20 protein-coding genes are annotated in these 17,806 nt (G+C 64.9%); 12 read left to right on the top strand and 8 right to left on the bottom strand.

Features of this window, described 5'->3' with window-relative positions; translation table 11 throughout:
- Positions 1–38: 38 nt before the first annotated feature.
- Complete coding sequence (locus ACI6S0_RS12865) at positions 39–1,436, bottom strand: amino acid permease (protein ID WP_004208103.1); 1,398 nt, start codon at positions 1,434–1,436, stop codon at positions 39–41.
- A 149-nt stretch (positions 1,437–1,585) separates the two neighbouring features.
- Here ACI6S0_RS12865 and ACI6S0_RS12860 point away from each other — a divergent pair, with 149 nt between their 5' ends.
- The 12 genes from ACI6S0_RS12860 (at position 1,586) to ACI6S0_RS12805 (ending at position 12,217) form a co-directional block, all read left to right on the top strand.
- Entirely contained in the window at positions 1,586–2,308 is a 723-nt protein-coding gene (locus ACI6S0_RS12860; protein ID WP_434403280.1) for a hypothetical protein, read from the top strand.
- Positions 2,309–2,501: 193 nt separating this feature from the next.
- Positions 2,502–3,992 carry a signal recognition particle protein gene (ffh, locus tag ACI6S0_RS12855; RefSeq protein ID WP_037490422.1) on the top strand — a complete coding sequence of 497 codons (1,491 nt, stop codon included), beginning with the start codon at positions 2,502–2,504 and terminating at the stop codon, positions 3,990–3,992.
- 41 nt (positions 3,993–4,033) lie between these two features.
- Positions 4,034–4,474, top strand: a complete 441-nt coding sequence (gene rpsP / locus ACI6S0_RS12850) for a 30S ribosomal protein S16 (protein ID WP_004208098.1) — start codon at positions 4,034–4,036, stop codon at positions 4,472–4,474.
- Between the two features lie 5 nt (positions 4,475–4,479).
- The gene (rimM, locus tag ACI6S0_RS12845; protein ID WP_004208097.1) at positions 4,480–4,974 is read left to right on the top strand and encodes a ribosome maturation factor RimM; all 495 of its coding nucleotides are present in this window, start codon (positions 4,480–4,482) and stop codon (positions 4,972–4,974) included.
- A 31-nt stretch (positions 4,975–5,005) separates the two neighbouring features.
- The gene (locus ACI6S0_RS12840; RefSeq protein WP_004208096.1) at positions 5,006–5,272 is read left to right on the top strand and encodes an antitoxin; all 267 of its coding nucleotides are present in this window, start codon (positions 5,006–5,008) and stop codon (positions 5,270–5,272) included.
- Positions 5,242–5,667, top strand: a complete 426-nt coding sequence (locus ACI6S0_RS12835; RefSeq protein ID WP_185703993.1) for a type II toxin-antitoxin system VapC family toxin — start codon at positions 5,242–5,244, stop codon at positions 5,665–5,667. The genes ACI6S0_RS12840 and ACI6S0_RS12835 overlap by 31 nt, the downstream gene beginning before the upstream one ends.
- Complete coding sequence (locus tag ACI6S0_RS12830) at positions 5,664–7,175, top strand: serine hydrolase domain-containing protein (protein WP_434403278.1); 1,512 nt, start codon at positions 5,664–5,666, stop codon at positions 7,173–7,175. Before ACI6S0_RS12835 ends, ACI6S0_RS12830 begins: the two co-directional genes overlap by 4 nt.
- Before the next feature lie 54 nt (positions 7,176–7,229).
- Positions 7,230–7,502 (top strand): hypothetical protein, encoded by a 273-nt coding sequence (locus ACI6S0_RS12825; RefSeq protein ID WP_434403277.1) that lies wholly within the window; start codon positions 7,230–7,232, stop codon positions 7,500–7,502.
- Positions 7,499–8,236, top strand: a complete 738-nt coding sequence (gene trmD / locus ACI6S0_RS12820) for a tRNA (guanosine(37)-N1)-methyltransferase TrmD (protein WP_434403276.1) — start codon at positions 7,499–7,501, stop codon at positions 8,234–8,236. The genes ACI6S0_RS12825 and trmD overlap by 4 nt, the downstream gene beginning before the upstream one ends.
- A 5-nt stretch (positions 8,237–8,241) precedes the next feature.
- A complete protein-coding gene (gene rplS, locus ACI6S0_RS12815; protein ID WP_004208091.1) occupies positions 8,242–8,610 on the top strand; it encodes a 50S ribosomal protein L19 in 369 nt (122 codons plus the stop codon).
- A 326-nt stretch (positions 8,611–8,936) separates the two neighbouring features.
- Positions 8,937–11,633: a TonB-dependent receptor domain-containing protein gene (locus tag ACI6S0_RS12810; protein WP_161734285.1), complete on the top strand. Its 2,697-nt coding sequence runs from the start codon at positions 8,937–8,939 to the stop codon at positions 11,631–11,633.
- Between the two features lie 68 nt (positions 11,634–11,701).
- On the top strand, positions 11,702–12,217 hold the full coding sequence (locus tag ACI6S0_RS12805) for a GNAT family N-acetyltransferase (RefSeq protein WP_434403274.1): 516 nt from the start codon (positions 11,702–11,704) through the stop codon (positions 12,215–12,217).
- A 1-nt stretch (position 12,218) separates the two neighbouring features.
- Here the strand turns inward: ACI6S0_RS12805 and ACI6S0_RS12800 are convergent, their stop codons facing one another.
- The 7 genes from ACI6S0_RS12800 to ACI6S0_RS12770 all read right to left on the bottom strand — a co-directional run bounded on the left by ACI6S0_RS12800 (position 12,219) and on the right by ACI6S0_RS12770 (position 17,749).
- Complete coding sequence (locus ACI6S0_RS12800; RefSeq protein ID WP_434403273.1) at positions 12,219–13,490, bottom strand: MFS transporter; 1,272 nt, start codon at positions 13,488–13,490, stop codon at positions 12,219–12,221.
- A gap of 172 nt (positions 13,491–13,662) precedes the next feature.
- The gene (locus ACI6S0_RS12795; protein WP_037507764.1) at positions 13,663–14,460 is read right to left on the bottom strand and encodes a TrmH family RNA methyltransferase; all 798 of its coding nucleotides are present in this window, start codon (positions 14,458–14,460) and stop codon (positions 13,663–13,665) included.
- 88 nt (positions 14,461–14,548) lie between these two features.
- Positions 14,549–15,544 carry a sensor domain-containing diguanylate cyclase gene (locus tag ACI6S0_RS12790; RefSeq protein ID WP_434403272.1) on the bottom strand — a complete coding sequence of 332 codons (996 nt, stop codon included), beginning with the start codon at positions 15,542–15,544 and terminating at the stop codon, positions 14,549–14,551.
- Positions 15,545–15,683: 139 nt separating this feature from the next.
- Positions 15,684–15,956 (bottom strand): HPr family phosphocarrier protein, encoded by a 273-nt coding sequence (locus tag ACI6S0_RS12785; RefSeq protein WP_004208085.1) that lies wholly within the window; start codon positions 15,954–15,956, stop codon positions 15,684–15,686.
- Complete coding sequence (locus ACI6S0_RS12780; protein ID WP_004208084.1) at positions 15,953–16,357, bottom strand: PTS sugar transporter subunit IIA; 405 nt, start codon at positions 16,355–16,357, stop codon at positions 15,953–15,955. The genes ACI6S0_RS12785 and ACI6S0_RS12780 overlap by 4 nt, the downstream gene beginning before the upstream one ends.
- 22 nt (positions 16,358–16,379) lie before the next feature.
- Positions 16,380–17,318 (bottom strand): RNase adapter RapZ, encoded by a 939-nt coding sequence (gene rapZ / locus ACI6S0_RS12775; protein ID WP_004208083.1) that lies wholly within the window; start codon positions 17,316–17,318, stop codon positions 16,380–16,382.
- Positions 17,315–17,749, bottom strand: a complete 435-nt coding sequence (locus ACI6S0_RS12770; protein ID WP_004208082.1) for an HPr kinase/phosphorylase — start codon at positions 17,747–17,749, stop codon at positions 17,315–17,317. Before ACI6S0_RS12770 ends, rapZ begins: the two co-directional genes overlap by 4 nt.
- Positions 17,750–17,806 lie beyond the last annotated feature (57 nt).

Here is a 17,806-nt window from a genome sequence, read left to right as displayed (position 1 = left end):
TCGCGACGGGAGGCTTTTTCTTTGTGCGGACCTTGGCCCTAGCGGGCGGCTGAGGCGCGCTTCTGGCCGTAGAGGAAATAGACGGCGAGGCCGATCGCGTTCCAGATCAGGCAGGCATAGATGGTCTTCATCGGCAGGCTGAGGAACAGATAGGCGCAGCCGAGCACGGCGCCCAGGCCCACCAGCGTCGCTGCCGGGGTGCGGAAGGGGCGCTTGAGGTCCGGCGCGCGGCGGCGCAGGATCAGCAGGCAGGCGCCCACTGCGGTGAAGGCGATCAGCGTGCCGGCATTGGCGAGCGCGGCGATCTGGTCGATCGGCAGCACGCCGGCGATGACCGCGACCAGCACGGCGGTGACGGCGGTGATGCGCGCAGGGGTGCCGCGCTTCGAGATGCGGGCGAGCGATTGCGGCAGGAAGCCGTCGCGCGCCATCACCAGGAAGATGCGGCTCTGGCCGTAGAGGAAGCCCAGCAGCACGGTGGGAAGCGCAATGACGGCGGCGATCGCGACGATCCGGGCGATCGACCCCTGGCCCATTTCACGCAGGATGAGGGCAAGCGGTTCCGGGCTGTCGGCAAAGCGGGTGAAGGGCATGGCGCCCACCGCTGCGGCGGCGACCAGCACATAGATGAGGGTGCAGACGATCAGCGAGCCGACGATGCCGATGGCGAGGTCCCGGTCCGGATTCTTGGCTTCCTCGGCCGCGGTCGAGATCGCGTCGAAGCCGTAGAAGGCGAAGAAGATGATCGCGGCGGCGGCCATCACGCCGCGCTCGATGCCGTCAGGCCCCATATGCTTGGCAAAGCCGAAGGGCATGAAGGGTTCGAGATGCTGGGCGTCGAAGGCGGGCAGGGCGACCCAGACGAAGAGGCTCAAGGTCGCGATCTTGATCAGCACCAGCAGCGTGTTGAGCCGGGCGCTTTCGCGCGTGCCGAACATCAGCAGGGCGGCGACGACGCCGATGATGAAGATGGCGGGGATGTTGATGAGGCCGCCAAGCTCCGGCCCCTTGGTCAGCGCCTCGGGAAAGCCGAGCGGGGTGAGGAGGGGAGCGGCATAACCCGACCAGCCGACCGCCACGGTCGAGACGACCAGCGAATATTCGAGGATCAGGCTCCAGCCCACGATCCAGGCAATGCCTTCGCCCAGCACGACGTAGGAGTAGCTGTAGGCGCTGCCCGCCGCCGGCATCATCGTCGACAGTTCGGCATAGGCGAGCGCGGCGCAGGCGCAGATCGCGCCGGCAATGGCGAAGGAGATGAGGACGGCCGGGCCGGCGCGATCGGCGCCGACGCCGATCAGGGTGAGGATGCCGGTGCCGACGATCGCGCCGACGCCCAGCGCCAGCAGATGCGGCCAGGACAGGGTGCGCGCCATGCTGTGGCCGCCTCCCTGGGGCGTCATCGCCTCCATCGGCTTGCGACGTGTCCAACTCATAGAAAAGCTCCCCCTGTTATGCGGTCTGTGGCGGGTTTGCTGGCGCAAACGACGGGCGGGCGCAAGCGCCGAGCCGGAACGTGGCGACTTCTTACAATATTGGGCGTGGTTGCTGCGCTATTGTTGCCAAAGAGCGGGAGGTCGACGCAATGGCGACGGCAATCGGTGCAGTGGAGCGACAGGCGCGGGAACGGCGCATCTTTACCGGCATGGCGGCGCTGGTCGCCGTCACCGTGGTTGGCGGCTTCGGCAGCTTTGCCCTGCGCGGCTATGTCGACGTGGCGACCGTGCCCTGGTGGGTGCATGTCCATGCGCTGTCGCTGCTGGCCTGGACGCTGCTGTTCCTGGCGCAGGCGCTGCTGGTGGCGCAGCGGCGGACCGATCTCCATCGCCAGTTGGGCTGGGTTGCGGCCGGGCTTGCCTGTTTCCTGATCCCCTGGGGTATCGCGACGTCCATCCTGGCGGTGCAGATGGGGCGGGCGCCGCCCTTTTTTCCGCCGGGCATATTCCTGGTGCTGGGGCCGCTCGACATGCTGGCCTTTGGTGCGCTGACGCTGGCGGCGATCCTGCTGCGGCAGCGGAGCGACTGGCACAAGCGGCTGATATTGTGCGGGACCATCGCGATGATGGAGCCGGCATTCGGCCGGATATTGCCGATGCCGCTGCTGGGGCCATGGGCGGGCGCCTGCGCGACGCTGATGCAGTTGCTCTATGTCGGGATCGCCATGCGCGCCGATGCCGGGCTGCGCGGCGCGGTGCATCCGGCCTATCGCTGGGGGCTGGCGGTGATCGCCGGGCGATTGCTGCTGGTCGAGTTGCTGGGGCGCACGGCGATCGTCACTGGGGCGGCTGCCGCGCTGGCTGCGGGATAGCGCACTTGCGCTTGCGGCCGCTTTGGCTTAAGGGGCGCCCTGCATCCGGGACTCTGGTCCTGGAAACCTGACGACTCCAGGATATCCAAGAGGGATATCGAATGGACGCTGGCCGGCGAGTTTTCGCCCGCCGGCGATTTTGTCGTTTTGGGGTGGTGCATGGATTTTCCGGGCCTTGGCCCGAATTGAGGTGATGATGTTCGATTCGCTAAGCGATCGTCTCGGTGGGGTATTCGACAAGCTGCGTGGGCGCGGTGCGCTTACGGAGGACGATGTCCGTGCCGCGATGCGCGAAGTGCGAGTCGCACTGCTGGAAGCCGACGTGGCGCTGCCCGTGGTTCGCCAGTTCGTCGATCAGGCGACCGAAAAGGCCGTCGGCAGCGATGTGCTGCGGTCGATCACGCCCGGCCAGATGGTCGTCAAGATCGTCTCCGACACGCTGACCGAGACGCTGGGCGCCGAAACCAGCGACCTGCTGATCGACGTGACCCCGCCCGCCGTCATCATGATGGTCGGCCTGCAGGGTTCGGGCAAGACGACCTCGACCGCGAAGATCGCCAAGCGCCTGAAGGACAAGGAGCGAAAGAAGGTGCTGATGGCGTCGCTCGACGTCCAGCGCCCGGCCGCGCAGGAGCAGCTTGCCGTCCTTGGCACCCAGATCGATGTCGCGACCCTGCCGATCGTCGCCGGCCAGCAGCCGGTCGAGATTGCCAAGCGCGCGCTGCAGTCGGCCAAGCTGCAGGGCTTCGACGTGGTCATGCTCGACACCGCCGGCCGACTGCATGTCGACCAGGCGCTGATGGACGAGATGAAGGCGGTTGCCGACGTCGCCAATCCGGCGGAAATCCTGCTGGTGGTCGACTCGCTGACCGGCCAGGACGCCGTCAATGTCGCGACCAGCTTTACCGCGCAGGTGCCGCTGACCGGCGTCGTGCTGACCCGCATGGACGGCGATGCCCGTGGCGGCGCCGCGCTGTCGATGCGCGCGGTCACCGGCCGTCCGATCAAGTTCGCCGGCACCGGTGAAAAGCTGGACGCACTTGAACCCTTCCATCCGGCCCGCGTTGCCCAGCGCATCCTGGGCATGGGCGACGTCGTCAGCCTGGTCGAGAAGGCCGCTGAGACGATCGACGCCGAGGAAGCTGACAAGCTGGCCAAGAAGATGGCCAAGGGTCAGTTCGACATGAACGACCTGCGCAGCCAGCTTAACCAGATGCGCCGCATGGGCGGTCTGGGCGCGCTGGCCGGCATGCTGCCGGGCCTCAAGAAGGCGCAGGCGGCGATGGCCAATAGCGGTGCCAACGACAAGACGCTGCTGCATCTGGACGCGATGATCGGGTCGATGACCCCCAAGGAGCGCGAGAAGCCCGCGCTGATCAACGCCAAGCGCAAGATCCGTATCGCCAAGGGCGCCGGCCGCACCGTGCAGGACGTCAACCGTCTCCTGAAAATGCATCAGGAAATGGAATCGGCGATGAAGAAGATCCGCAAGATGGGCGGCCTCAAGGGGCTGGCCAAGATGTTCACCGGCGGTGGCATGGGTGGATTGGGCGGCCTGGGTGGACCGGGCGGCGCGGATGGGCAGGGCGGTCCGCCCGACCTGTCGGGTCTGGGTGGCCTTGGTGGCCTGGGCGGCAACATGCCCAAGCTTCCGCCCGGCTTTCAGAATTTCATGAAGAAATAAGCAATTTCCGTAATTTGGTTTGAATAGAAAGGTCTAGTTCCATGGCAACCTCCATCCGTCTGTCGCGCGGCGGCTCCAAGAAGCGCCCCTATTACCGCATCGTCGTGGCCGACAGCCGCGCCCCGCGTGACGGCAAGTTCATCGAGCGCATCGGCAGCTACAACCCCGTCCTGCCCAAGGGCGACGAAAAGCGCGTCATCATCGACGTCGAGCGTGCGAAGCACTGGGTTGCCGCCGGCGCCCAGGCGACCGACCGCGTTGCCCGCTTCCTGGACGCCGCCGGCGTGAAGGAGCGCGCTGCCCGCAACAACCCGAAGAAGGCAGAGCCGGGCCAGAAGGCCAAGGACCGCGCTGAAGACCGCGCTGCGAAGGCTGCCGAAGCTGAAGAAGCTGCGCGCGAAGCCGCTGCCGCTGCCGCTGCTCCGGCCGCTGAAGAAGCCGCTCCCGCCGAGGAAGCTGCTGCCGAGCAGGCCGAGGGCTGATCCTCTTGACCGACAAGCCCGTCACCCTGGCCGCGATCATCGGTGCCCATGGCGTGGCGGGCGAAGTCCGTCTGAAGCTGTTTGGCGAAGGGGCCGAGGCCCTGAAAAGCTACAAGAGCTTCGATGCGGCGGGGCGCACATTGACGTTGAAGTCGGTGCGCCCCGGCCCCAATGGCGCGGTGGCCCGCTTTGCCGAGATCGGCGATCGCGGCGCGGCCGAAGCCTTGCGCGGCACGGCGCTGACCGTCCCGCGTTCCGCCCTGCCGGCCTTGCCCGAGGGCGAATATTATCATGCCGACCTGGTCGGCCTTCCCTGCACCAGCAGCACCGGCGAAACGCTGGGCGAGATCATCGCGGTCGAGAATTTCGGCGCCGGTGACATCATCGAGGTGCAGCGTCCGTCGATCGAGGGCAAGCCCGGCAAGCGCTTCATGGCGCCGATGCATGTGGTGGTGCTGAGCGAGGACGGCGCCGTGATTGACGCGGCTTTTACCGAATAGTATATACGCTCCGTATATACGGAGCTTCTCCATGGGCGAAGAATATCGGGCCAAGGTCTTCAAGTCGGGCAACAGCCTGGCCTTGCGGCTGCCCAAGAGCCTGGGGCTGAATGACGGCGAGGAAGTCGTCATGATACCGCATGCCGATGGCAGTTTTTCCTTCTGGAAGCAGGGTCAGCAGCGCGACATCCTTTTGTCCCTGTTCGGCAGCATGTCGGCCGGCTTCATGGCGGAAGGGCGCGGCGATATCGATCAGGGGGATCGCGATTGGACCGGGCCGGCGTCGTCTGCGGCATGACGCAGGTCGCTTATCTGCTCGACACCAATGTTTGCATTGATTTCCTGCTCGGACGGAGCGCCCGTCTGGCCGAGCGGATGGCGGCCGAGTTCGATCGCCTGTCGGTTTCCGCTGTCACCGCTGCCGAATTGCGGGTCGGCAATCGCGGCTCGAGCGATCCGGTCGGCGACCTGCGGCGCGTCGATACATTTCTGGCGCTGCTGAATATCTTGCCGTTCGATGATGCGGCGGCGCACACCTATGCCGAGATGGTGCGCCTGGTGGGGGTGCGTCGTCGGGGGTTCGATCGGTTGATCGGAGCGCAGGCGATGGCGTCGGCCATGGTGCTGGTGACGCGCAACGAAAAGGATTTCGCCGATATTCCCGGCCTGACAGTGGAGGATTGGAGCGCATGATGACCATGGCTGTGCGCATGGTGGCCCTGTCGGGACTTCTGTCCATCCTGTCTGCGCCGGCGGTTGCTGCCGATGCCAGGAAGATCGATGCTGCCATCCCGGAGATCGACCGTCTCTTTGCCGATTTCCAGGTCGATAGCCATGCGCCGGGCATGGTCTATGGCATCGTCGCCGATGGCAGGCTGGTCCATGTGAAGGGCTTTGGCGCGCAGGATCTGGTGCAGAAGCGGCCGGTGACGGCCGACAGCCTGTTCCGCATCGCATCCATGACCAAGGCGTTCACCGCCCTGTCGATCCTGAAGCTGCGGGAGGAGGGCAAGCTCTCGCTCGATGATCTGGCCGAGGCTTATGTGCCGGAAATGCGCGGCTGGACCTATGCGACCAAGGATAGTCCGCGAATCCGCATCCGCGACCTGCTGACGCACAGCGCGGGCTTTGTCGACGATAATCCGTGGGGCGACCGGCAGACGCCGCTGCCCGACGCGGACTTCACCCGGATGCTGGAGCAGGGCGTGCCGATGAGCAGCGCGCCGGCGACCCATTATGAATATTCCAACTTCGGCTATGCGCTGCTGGGGCGGATCATCGCCAATGTCTCGGGCATGCCCTATCGCCGCTATGTCGAGCAGAGCCTGTTGACTCCGCTGGGTATGGCGTCGAGCGGCTATCAGCTGAGTGAATGGCCGATTGCGCGGCGGTCGCTCGGCTATCGCTGGGAAGATGGGCGCTGGAAGCGCGAGCCCGACATGGCCGACGGCGCCTTTGGCGCGATGGGGGGGCTGCAGACCAGTGCCAATGACTATGCCCGCTGGGTGGCCTTTCTGCTGTCGGCCTGGCCGCCGCGCGACGATGCGGAGAGCGGTCCGGTCAGCCGGGCGTCGGTGCGGATGCTGGCGGAGGGTAGCAATTTCATGAGCGTCGGCCAGCGCAACGGCAAGAGCGGGGCGACCGCCTGCCGTCAGGCGGCGGCCTATGGCTTTGCCATGCGGATCGCGCAGGATTGCGACCTGGGGCTGACCCTGTCCCATGGCGGCGGCTATCCCGGCTATGGCAGCCATGTGATGCTGATGCCGGATTATGGTGTCGGCATCTTCGTCTTCACCAATCGCACCTATAATGGCGGGGCGGGCGCCGCCTGGGATGCGGCGATGCTGTTGCAGAAGGCGGGAGCGCTGATCGCGCGGGACGTGACGGTCAGTCCGCTGCTGGCGCAGGGCTATGCCGCGGCGGGGCGCATCTATGCGTCGGGCGATGTGCTGGCCGCCCGCGACAATCTGGCGATGAATTTCCTGATGGATGCCGATGCGGTGCATTGGGGCAAGCGTCTGGCGGCGTTGAAGGGTGAGGTCGGTAGCTGCGCGGTCGATGCACCGCTGAGCGCGACGGGCAATCTGTCGGGCAAGTTCACCTGGACCTGCGAGAAGGGGCGGGTGGCGGGCAGCCTGCTGCTGGCGCCGACGGCCGACGCGGAAATCCAGGAGCTGAAGCTGGAGGTCAAGGCGCCCTGAGCGGGGCGCGATCGACAGTTCCCCCTGCGGCGAAAATGCTCTAGGCGCGCAGCCATGGCGCAAATTTTGACCGCAATCTATCTGCTGATGATGCTGGCCGGGGGCTGGCGGCTGTTCGGCCTTGGCTGGCCGCTCTGGGTGAAGGGGCTGGTGGCGATCGGGCTGGTCTGTCCCCTGCCGCTGCTGGTGCTGCTGCCAGGTATGCTGCATCCCGAACGGCCCTTTGCCGACATGCTGCGGATGATCGGCTTCGTGATGATGGGCTGCGGTGCACTCTGCCTGGTTGGCGGCCTGTCCGCCGCCCGACTGGGGGCGCGCCGGCGATGAGCTTTGCGGCCCAGATCCTGACCCTTTATCCCGAGATGTTTCCCGGGCCGCTGGGCGTGTCGCTTGCGGGACGTGCGCTGACCGAGGGGAAATGGTCGTGCGATCCCATCCAGATGCGCGGCTTTGCGACCGACAAGCATCGCACCGTCGACGACACGCCGGCCGGGGGCGGCGCGGGCATGGTGCTGAAGCCCGACATCTTGGCGCGCGGTATCGACCATGCGCTGGCGCAGCGGCCCGCCCTGCCGATCCTGGCGATGACGCCGCGCGGCACGCCGATCACCCAGGCACGGATCCGGGCGCTGGCGGACGGTCCCGGCGTGACCTTGCTGTGCGGGCGGTTCGAGGGCTTTGACGAGCGGATTTTCGAGGCCCGGCCGATCGAGCAGATATCGATGGGCGACATCATCCTGTCCGGCGGGGAAATGGGTGCGCTGATGCTGCTGGATGCTTGCATCCGCCTGCTTCCCGGTGTAATGGGCGCCGCTTCCAGCGGTGTCGAGGAATCCTTTGAAACGGGGCTTCTTGAATATCCGCATTATACCCGACCGGTCGAATGGGAGGGGCGCAGGATTCCCGAAGTGTTGCGATCGGGGGATCATGCGAAGATCGCCGCCTGGCGGAAACAACAGGCGGAGGCAGATACACGGCTAAGGCGGCCGGACCTTTGGGAACGCCATATCGGTGTTCGGGACCAGTCGCCCTCTGGTGCGCAACGCGAAAATAAGGACTGAGTTACATGAACTTGATCCAGCAGATCGAGGCCGAAAACATTGCCGCCCTGGCGAAGGAAATCCCCGATTTCCGTCCCGGTGACACCCTGCGCGTCGGCGTGAAGGTTGTCGAAGGCGAGCGCAGCCGCGTCCAGAACTATGAAGGCGTCTGCATTGCCCGTTCCAACAAGGGCATGGGCAGCAACTTCACCGTTCGCAAGATTTCGTTCGGCGAAGGCGTGGAGCGCGTGTTCCCGCTCTACTCGCCCAACCTCGATTCGATCACCGTCGTTCGTCGCGGTGTCGTGCGTCGTGCCAAGCTCTATTATCTGCGTGGCCGCACCGGCAAGCGCGCTCGTATCGCCGAGCGCCGCGATACCCGCACCGAAGGTTGATCCTTCAAAACTGTCCTTGACAGTTGTAAAAATGAAACAGGCGGTGGCCCCCGGGGCTGCCGCCTTTTTCTTTGTGTTACAATGATTTGACACATTGTTTTACGGCATGAATTATTGCGCTTGCGAACAAATTTTTGCGGCCGCCCAAAGGGCCATTTCGCAGTCGATGCAATTATGCCAGCCTGATATTTCCAGATGTTACTGAGTGAAACGCACTGAAATTTCCGATTTCAGGAACGGATAGTTGCGTCCATTCCGATCTCATCCGGCAACAAGAAGAGGGGGGTGTCGAAAGGTCTCTAAAAAAAGAAATAGGGGGCTTTTTGATGAAGTATCAGGGTCTGTTTTCATGCAGTGCGATTGCCATTGCACTGTCCTATTCAATGCCTGTTCTTGCGCAGGATGTTGCGCCCCAGGCGGCCGCAGCGGAAACGCCCGGCCAGACGATCATCGTCACCGGCACGCGGCGTACCGACCGTACCGTCGCCGAATCGCCGACGCCGATCGATGTCTATTCCGGCGAGGAACTGCAGAAGCAGGGCGTCGCCGACATGAACCAGGTGATCCAGAACCTGGTCCCGTCCTTCTCGGTGGCGCGCTATGCCATTGGTGACGGCTCCTCCTTCGTCCGGCCGCCCAACCTGCGCGGGCTGGCGCCCGACCAGACGCTGGTGATGGTGAACGGCAAGCGCATGCACCGCTCCGCGCTGGTGCAGATCGGCGCGAACGCCCAGTCCGCTGGCGCCCATTCGGCCGACCTTGCGCAGATTCCGGCGATTGCGGTGCGCAGCGTCGAAGTGCTGCGCGACGGCGCTTCGGCCCAATATGGTTCCGACGCGATCGCGGGCGTCATCAACATGGCGCTGCGCGACGATACCGACGGCATTTCGGGCTATGCCCGCTATGGCCAATATTATCGCGGCGATGGCGAGGATTATCAGGTCGCACTGAACGGCGGTTTCAAACTGGGCGACAATGGCTTCATCAACATCAGCGGCGAATATGTGAACGCCGGCAAGACCAGCCGCGGCGTCACCCGACCCGGCGCGCTGGAACTGTCGCAGGAGCAGCCCGACATCGGCGTGCCCAAGCTGGCGCAGCGCTACGGCAATCCGAAGATGGAATCCTATCGCTTCTTCGTGAATGGCGGGTTCGACCTGGGCGACGAAAGCAGCATCTACTTCTTTGGCAATTACGGCCACAGCTTCCAGGAAGAGAGCTTCAACTATCGCCAGTCGGTCAATTCCGCCAATTTCGGCCTGAACGGCATCTTCAACGACTATTTCACCGATTTCGACAACACTACGCCGGGCATCCAGACCGGCGCGGCGGGCGGCAATGTCTATGCGCCCAACGATTATGACCCCACGACGCGGGATTATACGCAGGTGTCGGATTGCTCCGATCCGCTGGTGCAGAACTGGAGCTGCGTCTATTCGGGCGGCTTCACGCCGATCTTCTTCGGCAAGATCGACGATATTTCGGGCACCGTCGGCTACAAGGGCACGCTCGGCTTTGGCCTGAACTATGACCTGTCGGGCAGCTATGGCCAGTCCACGCTGAAATATACGATGAACGGCACGATGAACCCGTCGCTGGGCATCACCTCGCCGACCGAATTCTACCTCGGCAAGCTGGAACAGCGCGAAACGCTGTTCAATGCGGACTTCAGCTATCCCTGGGAAGTCGGGCTGGCGAGCCCGATCACGATTGCGTTTGGTGGGCAGTATTTCCGGGAATCCTATGAACTGGGCCTGGGCGACGCGGCCTCCTATGCGATCGGGCCCTATACCGGGAACCTGGTCTTCCATCAGGATGGCACGCCGGTGCTGAACGCGGATGGCAGCCAGCTCTCGGTCGCGCTGCCGGTCGGCGCCAATGGCTTCCCCGGCTATGGTCCGGCGATCGCGGGTGAGAGCAGCCGCAATTCCAAGGGCCTCTATATCGACGTGGAAGGCGACATCACCGAAGCCTTCTCGCTTGGTTTTGCCGGCCGCTACGAGCATCTGTCCGACTTCGGCAATTCGACCACGGGCAAGGTGTCGGCACGCTACGCCATCGTGCCGGATGTGTTCGCGGTTCGCGGCACGCTGTCGACCGGCTTCCGTGCGCCGACGCCGGGCCAGACCAACACCAGCAGCATCGCGACCACCTTCAATCCGGGTAATCCCAACGCGATCGAGTTCATGACGCTGCCGGTCGCCAGCCCGGTCGCCCAATATCTGGGCGCGGTGCCGCTGAAGCCGGAAGAGTCGGTCAGCTTCTCGGCCGGTACGGTGTTCACGCCGGCGCCCGGCGCGTCGCTGACGATCGACTATTACAACATCAAGGTGAAGGACCGCATCGGCACCACCGGATCGCGGGTGATCACCGACGATCAGCGGCCCGAACTTCAGGCGCTGGGCCTGGCCAACTATGCCACGGTCAACGAGGTGCAGTTCCTGACCAATGCCTTCGATACCCGGACCCAGGGTGTCGACGTGGTTGGCAGCTATCGCTTCTCGACCGACAGCATGGGGACGTTCAACACCACGCTGGCCTTCAACTACAACAAGACGAAGGTCATCCGCGTCGGACTGGATCCCGATACCGGATCGCCGATCATCAGCGACACGCGCATCATGCAGCTGCAGAATACGCTGCCCAAGACGCGCGTGATCCTGACCGAGAACTGGACCAGCGGTGCGCTGTCGGTGCTCGGCCGGGCGAACTGGTATGGCAAGTACAAGGTCTATGACGACGGCACTGGTGCGAACGGCGAAAGCTATGTCAATCAGAGCTTTGGCAGCGAGTTCGTGTTCGATCTGGAAGTCAGCTATCAGCTCAATGACAATTTCACGCTGAGTGCCGGCGCGCAGAACCTGTTCAGCAACTATCCCGACAAATATGACAATCGCGCCGGCGGGCTGGGGCCGGTTTATGCGTCGACGGGTGGTCGCTTCACCGGTGACATCTATCCCGACGTATCGCCCTTCGGCTTCAACGGCGGCTTCTGGTATGCGAAGGTCGGATTCAAGTTCTGATCCCGCATCATCATGATCCGATCGGCCGGTCCCTTGCGGGGCCGGCCGATTTCGTTGCAGGAGGGGCCATGTCCTTGACCAACCGCCTGGCGACCGCCGCCGACGAAACCGCTTTGTCCACCCTGATGACGCTGGCCATCGACCAATTGCAGTCGGCCTATCTGACCGCGGCGCAGGTACAGGCCAGCCATGGCTTCATGGGGTTGGACCGGCGGCTGATCGGTGACCGGACCTATTTCGTGGTGGAGGCGGATGGTGCGATCGCCGGATGCGGCGGATGGAGCCGCCGGGCGACCGCCTATGGCGGCGACCACACGGCCGGGCGCGATGACCGCATGCTCGATCCCGCGACCGAGGCGGCGAAGGTGCGGGCGATGTACACCCATCCCGACCATGTCCGCAAAGGCGTCGGCACGACCATCCTGGCGCTGTGCGAGGCTGCCGCCCGGCAGGAGGGCTTTGCCGCGCTGGAATTGTCGGCGACGATGGCCGGCGTGCCGCTCTATCGCAGCTTCGGGTTCATCGATGTCCGCCCGTTCGAGGATAGTGGCGTCCCGATGATCCTGATGCGCAAGGCAATCTGATTCAGTTGCGACTGGTCCACCACAGGCCGGCGAGGCTGATGAGCGCGGCCGCCGCCATATAGAGGCCGACGAGCGCGACGCCCTGCATCCCGATCAGCCAGGTGGCAACGATCGGCGCCAGCGCGCCGCCCAGGATGCCGCCCAGATTGAAGGCGAAGGACGCCCCGGTATAGCGGAGCTGGGTCGGGAAGAGGGCGGGCAGATAGGCGCCTAGCGGGCCGTAGATGAAGCCCATCACGAACAGAGCGAGGCTGAGCGCCACGAAGATCGGCAGCAGCGCCGCGGTGCCGATCAGCGGGCCGAAGACGATGCCCATGACCAGCGTGCCGGCACAGCCCCAGGCGAGGACGCGGGTGGGGCTGCTCTTGTCCGACCACCAGCCGGCGATCACGATGCTGAGCGCCATGAACATGATGGCGCCAAGCTGGATCGCGAGGAAGATTTCCCGGTCGATCTTGAGTGCGGTGGTGCCATAGCCCAGCGCAAAGGCGGTCGCGATATAATAGACGGCGAAGCAGGCGGCGCAGGCGAAGGTGCCGGCGATGGCCGCGCCCAGATGGGTCGAGAGCAGGGTGGCAAGCGGCACGGCGGGCGGTGGTGCTTCCCGCTGCGCGGCGGCAAATTCGGGCGTCTCGGTGAGCTTGAGGCGGACCCAGAGGCCGAGGATCACGAGGACCGAACTGCCCAGGAACGGCAGGCGCCAGCCCCAGGCGAAAAATTCCGCATCGGTCAGGAAGGCGCCGAGCAGCAGGAACAGGCCGTTGGCGGCGATGAAGCCGACCGGGGCGCCCAGCTGCGGGAACATGCCGAAGCGGGCGCGCCAGCCTTCGGGTGCATTCTCGACCGCCAGCAGCGCCGCGCCACCCCATTCGCCGCCCAGGCCAAAGCCCTGGCCGAAACGCAGCACGCACAGGATCAGCGGCGCCCAGAAGCCGATCATGAGATAGGTCGGCAGGAAGCCGATCAGCAATGTGCAGCCGCCCATCAGCATCAGCGAGGTGACGAGCGTCGCCTTGCGCCCGATGCGGTCGCCATAATGGCCGAAGACGGCGGCGCCGAGCGGCCGGGCGAGGAAGGCGAGGGCGAGGCTGCCATAGGAAGCCATCAACTGCGCCGAGGGCGAGGAGGCCGGGAAGAAGAGCGAGGGGAAGATCAGGCTGGCGGCGGTGGCGTAGATATAGAAGTCGTAAAATTCGACCGCCGTGCCGATGAGGCTCGCTGCCAGCACCCGCTTGTGCAGCCACATTGCGCCCATGCCGCTCGTCTGTGTCATCGCCCCCATCCTTCTCAATCCCTTCGCGCCGCCATCCTCCCCTGCAAGGGGAGGGGGACCATTTGCCTGGCAAATGGTGGAGGGGTGTTGCCGCGCGCGATAGGGCGACACCCCTCCGTCAGGGCTTCGCCCTGCCACCTCCCCTTACAGGGGAGGATGATGACATTCGCCTCTATTTCCGTCGTTTCTGGTTCAGCAGCTCATAGGCCATGACGGCTGTCGCGACCGCGGCGTTCAGGCTGTCGGCCTTGCCCAGCATCGGCATCTTCACCAGCTGGTCGCATTCGGCTTCGTAGCTTTCGGGCAGGCCCTGCGCCTCATTGCCGACGAGCAGGAAGCTGGGGCTCTGATAGCTCGGCTCCTGATAATCCTGGGTCGCTTTCAGGCTGGTGCCGATCAGTTCGCCCGGCCCCTGGCGTAGCCAGTGCATGAACTCGCCCCAGCGTGCCTGGGTGATCGACTGGGTGAAGAGGGCGCCCATGCTGGCGCGCACCGATTCGACCGAGAAGGGGTCGACGCAATCGTCGATCAGGATGAGGCCGCCAGCGCCCACCGCGTCACCTGTGCGCAATATGGTGCCGAGATTGCCGGGGTCGCGCAGCGACTGGGCGACGATCCAGATGTCGGCCGTGCTGCGATCGAGCTTCTCCAGCGGGGTCAGCCGGTCGCGATAGACGCCGACCACGGCCTGGGCATTATCCTTGCCACTGATCTTGGACAGGATGTCGGGCGTGGTTTCGATCACGTCGCCGCCGTCCGCCTCGATCGCGTCGATCAGGTCGAGCGCGAGCGGGTGGGTGGAGCCGGCATGGAAGAGCATTTCGGGCAGCACGCCTTCCTCGCGCGCTTCGGTCAGGATGCGCAGCCCTTCGGCCAGGAACAGCCCTTCGGCCTTGCGATATTTCTTTTCCCGCAGCGAGCGCACGCGCTTGACCAGCGGGTTGGAAAAACCGGTGATTTCGCGTGCCACGTTCTGCGTCCTGCCTTCTGGTCCGCGACCAGTGCGGACGAAGCGGCCTCTCTATCGAGGGAATGGGGAAAAGGACAGCCTTTCGGTGTCAGTCGGGCTGGGCGGCGTCCGTTTTCGCGATGACCACGCGATTGCGACCGCCATGCTTGGCCGCATAGAGGGCGACATCGGCGGCGGCGATCCAGGCGTCGCTGCTGATCCGGTCAGGCCCGATCTCGGCAATGCCGAAGCTGGCGGTGACGCGCAGCGGCGGCATATGGACGATTTCCAGCGCGGCGATGGCATCGCAGAAACGCTGGGCAGCGGCCCCGGCCTGCGCCGCATTGCTTTCAGGGAGCAGCACGCCGAACTCTTCCCCGCCAAGCCGGCCCAATATGTCGTTCGGGCGCTTGGTCCGGTCGCAGCAGGCCGCGACCTCGCGGATCACGATATCGCCGGCGGGGTGGCCGTGGCTGTCATTGACCCGCTTGAAATGGTCGATGTCGAACAGCAGCAGGCTGGCCGGACGCGTATAGCGGCGGAAGAGGGCGATATGCTTGTCCATCTCCGCCACGAAGGCGCGGCGGGTGAGGGCGCCGCTCAGATGGTCGCGCTCGGCGATGCGGCGCAGTTCCAGTTGCTCCACCACCAGCGCGCCGAGATTTTCGAGGATGGCGATCTGGCCGGGATCAAATTCGCGCGGCACGGTATCGATCGCGCAGAGGGTGCCGACATTATAGCCGTCGGGCGTCGCCAGCGGGACACCGGCATAGCTGCGGATATTGGGATCGCCGGTGACCAGCGGATTGCTGCTGAACCGCTGGTCGGAACAGGCATCGGGGACGACCATCGGCACGCGGTCGCGGATGGTGTGGTTGCAGAAGGCGATGTCGCGCGGGGTTTCGGTCGCGTCGATACCGGTGCGCGACTTGAACCATTGGCGATCGCCGTCGATCAGCGACACGACCGACATCGGCACACCCAGGATCGACCGGACAAGCTGGGTGATGCGATCAAAGGCGGGCTCGGGCGGCGTGTCGAGAATTTCGTAGCGCCCGAGCGCAGCCAGGCGGGCGGCTTCGTCGTTCAATTTCGTGTCGAGCATGGCGCCTATCCACTTGAACCGGTGGCGAATGCTGCCTCCCGATCAGCGGTCGCCCTATATTGCAAGATGGGGCGGCGGGGCCGTGACGTCAATGTCGGGATGGGAACCCGTCGCGGCAACGCGGCCGCTGGTCGCGCGCCTATTCCTCGCCGAACTTGTCTTCGACCAGGGCGACAAGCTGGTGAAGGCTGTCATGCGCGTCGGGGCCGGCGGCACTGATGGTGATGCTGTCGCCCATGGCGGCGCCGAGCATCATCAGACCCATGATCGACGTGCCGGTGACTTCGCTGCCATCCTTGCTGACGGTGATCTGGGCGGGCAGGCCGCTGGCCAGGGTCACGAATTTCGCGCTGGCGCGGGCGTGGAGGCCGCGCTTGTTGCTGATCCTGACTTCCCGGCTGATATCATTCATGAGGTGCTGCCCAGCAATTCCGATGCGACGCTGATATATTTCTGGCCTGCTTCGCGGGCAGCGGCGACGGCGGCGCGCACGTCCATCACCTTGCGGGCGCTTTCCAGGCGGATGAGCATGGGCAGGTTGATACCCGCGATCACCTCGATCTCGCCGGCCTTGAGCAGCGAGATGGCGAGATTGGAGGGGGTGCCGCCGAACAGGTCGGTCAGCAGGATGACGCCGGCGCCGTCGTTGACGCGCGCGACCGCCGCCGCGATGTCCGCGCGGCGCAATTCCATGTCATCCTCCGGCCCGATGCAGATCGTTTCGATCTGCTGTTGCGGTCCCACGACATGTTCCATGGCCACGACGAATTCCGTCGCAAGCGACCCATGGGTGACGAGTACGAGTCCGATCATCTGCTTCCGCGGCCCACCTTTGTCATGATATTGCTTTCGGGCCTCCCGGTCTGCGCTTCTCCAGACTGTCCTGGGGCGCTGATTCCATATTGCGGTGCGAGACGGTGGGCGAAAAGCCCGCATCTTGCAAGTATCTAGCGACATGTTCGGCGACATGGACCGAGCGATGGCGCCCGCCGGTGCAGCCGAAAGCCACGGTAATATAGGTTTTGCCGGCTTCGGCGTAGCGCGGCAGCAGGGTCGTCAGCAGATCCTGGATCTTGCCCAGCGCCTCCTGATAGGCAGGGTCGGCCTGGATATAGGCGGCGACATCGGCGTCGAGGCCGGTCTTGGGACGCAAATCCTCGTCCCAGAAGGGGTTACGCAGGAAGCGCATGTCGAACATCAGGTCGACATTGCGCGGCACGCCGCGCGAATAGCCGAAGGAGAGGATGGTCAGCACCGGGTCGGAGAGCTGTTCGCGGGCGAAGCGGGCGCGCATTTCCTGCTGCAGCGCATTGGTCGACAGGCTGGTGGTGTCGATCAGCTGAGCCGACCAGCGGCGCAGGGGTTCGGTCAGTTCGCGTTCGCGGGCGATGCCGTCGGCGGCCGGGCGATCCTGCGCCAGCGGGTGGCGGCGACGGGTTTCGGCATAGCGGCGTTCCAGCTCGGCGCCCGAGCAGTCGAGGAACAATGTCTCGATATCATGGCCATGGCGTTCGCGCAGCGCCTTGATCCGCTGGACGATGGCATTGGCGTCGAAGCCGCGGGTGCGTGCGTCGATGCCGAGCGCCAGCGGCCGGTCATCCTCTCCGCCATGACCCGCGGGCAGGGGCGTGTCGAGCAGGCGGTCGAGCAGCACCAGCGGCAGATTGTCCACCACTTCCCAGCCCATATCCTCCAGCGTCTTGAGCGCCGTGGTCTTGCCGGCGCCCGACAGGCCGGAGACGAGCAGGATGGTCTTGGGCGCGCTATCGCTCATGTCTTGCCCAGGGCCTTGAGCGCGAGTTCGACCTTGATCGGGGCGGACGCCTCATGCGCGACGACGGCGACCAGCGGAATCTCGACCCCGGCGATGGTGCGGGTGGCGGCGTGCATCGGCATGCGTTCGACCGTTTCGGCCAGATCGACGATCAGCGCGACCGGCGAATCGCCGACATGGGGCACGGGCACGATGCCGATGCCGCGCACTTCCATCTTGCCGCTGATGGTTTCGGGGGCGGTGGCGATCAGCCGGCCGTCGACCCGCTTGAGCAGGGTGTAATCGTCGGAAACCAGCGTCGCACCGCGATCGATCAGGCGCAGGGCGAGGTCGGACTTGCCCATGCCGCTGGCGCCATAGAGCAGCACCGAGCGTCCCTCGATCGCGACGGTCGTTGCGTGAAGCGTCTCTGATGAAAGTGCCCGCACCATGTTCCCCTGCCTTCCTGCTTCTAGCCCCAGTTCGCCGCGTTGGAAATCGAATTGCGT

It is taken from the genome of Sphingobium sp. DN12, assembly GCF_051058005.1.
Lineage (GTDB): Bacteria > Pseudomonadota > Alphaproteobacteria > Sphingomonadales > Sphingomonadaceae > Sphingobium > Sphingobium yanoikuyae.
This window is presented reverse-complemented; position numbering and strand designations above follow the sequence as displayed.